Raw genomic sequence first — 1,301 nt, forward strand, 5'->3', positions numbered from 1 at the left:
ATCGTCCACGGCTCGATGCCCACGGCGGACATGATCTCACTAAGGATGATGTGCGCAGAGAAAAAGATCAGAGCCGCAACCAAGATCCGTTTGTTGATCACCTATGTTCTCTCCATAGCAGCCTAACACCAGAATTAAGCCGCGCCGCGAAGCGGTGTCGGCTTGAATGATTTGTTAGGCCGCAGCTTGCGGTATATAAGCGATGCCAGCAACGCACCTACCGCCCATGCAACAAGGACCTTGGTACCGAAAGTGAGCTGGCCCGCCAGCCCCATTGCAAGAAGCGTTGTGCCGAGGAACGATGCAAGTGCCCAGGCAGCACCCGCTTGGAACATGCGAAGCGCGACGAGCTGGGCGGGCAGCGCCACAAGTGTGGCTCCAATCCCAAAGACTACGACGGCCTCCCAAAGTGCCAGTGGTGCCCAAGACGGCATCACGAATGCGTTGGTGTAACCAAGCGCGGCGACGGATACGAAGTAGGTGGCGATACCCGACACCACGCCTGCAGCGATGCTCTTAAGTGGTCCTTGCATGATCCTCTCCCTTTGGCCTAACACCTAAGTTAAGCCGAGCTGCGTAGTGGAGCCAACCACATGGCAAGCTTTTTCTGCCATGTGGCTGGCGTAGCGATGCAATTTCGGCTTGAACGCATTGTTAGTCGCGCCTTGCTACAGCAGTGACGCGCCCACCGCTCTCAAACGAAAACACGTACGCGATTTTTATTGCGACAGTTGTCACTACCACTTCCTCGCCGGAACAATCATCCGTGGCGTCAACGCCGTCCGGGAAGGTGCAGATCGCTGCCGCCAGGAACTGCCACCGGCCCGCTGCCTCTACGGCAGAGATGATGAATTGTGGATCTAACTCTTCCTTCGGCGCGGGACACTCGGGCAGGCCATAGAGAGGAGCTGCGGAAGATACGGCCCCATTCTCGTCAATCACGAACTCTATGCATACGCGCGCACTGGCACCGCGCTGCACCCCGGAAGGAAACGCTGGCAAGGGCTGCGTCACCGGGGAAGCCATAAGAAAGGTCTTGTCCTTTGGAACATCCATGACTTCCGCCATGGGGGGAAGCACCATCTGCATTCCAACCGTAGAGCTAGTCTTACAGCCTGCAACAAGCAGAACTATCAGAGCAGCGGCAGTGATTGCTCTGGAACACATTAGAGAATCCTTCAATTGAGCCTCCTTGGCCTGACGCGCGCCTAACGCCTGAATTAAGCCGCGCCGCGAAGCGGCGTCGGCTTGAATGAATTGTTAGGTGCTAATCGAGATTCACAAATGAAAGATTTCTCTCC

The 1,301-nt window shown here is 56.3% G+C and carries 2 protein-coding genes; both read right to left on the reverse strand.

Annotation, left to right across the window (positions count from 1 at the left end):
• Positions 1-134 precede the first annotated feature (134 nt).
• Complete coding sequence (locus LUTJ29_RS18735; RefSeq protein WP_144774679.1) at positions 135-533, reverse strand: hypothetical protein; 399 nt, start codon at positions 531-533, stop codon at positions 135-137.
• A gap of 121 nt (positions 534-654) precedes the next feature.
• Positions 655-1,089, reverse strand: coding sequence for a hypothetical protein (locus tag LUTJ29_RS18740; RefSeq protein ID WP_144774678.1), 435 nt, complete (start codon positions 1,087-1,089; stop codon positions 655-657).
• Positions 1,090-1,301 lie beyond the last annotated feature (212 nt).

The sequence above is a fragment of the Luteimonas sp. J29 genome (assembly GCF_000472505.1).
In the GTDB taxonomy this organism is placed as follows: Bacteria; Pseudomonadota; Gammaproteobacteria; order Xanthomonadales; family Xanthomonadaceae; genus Luteimonas.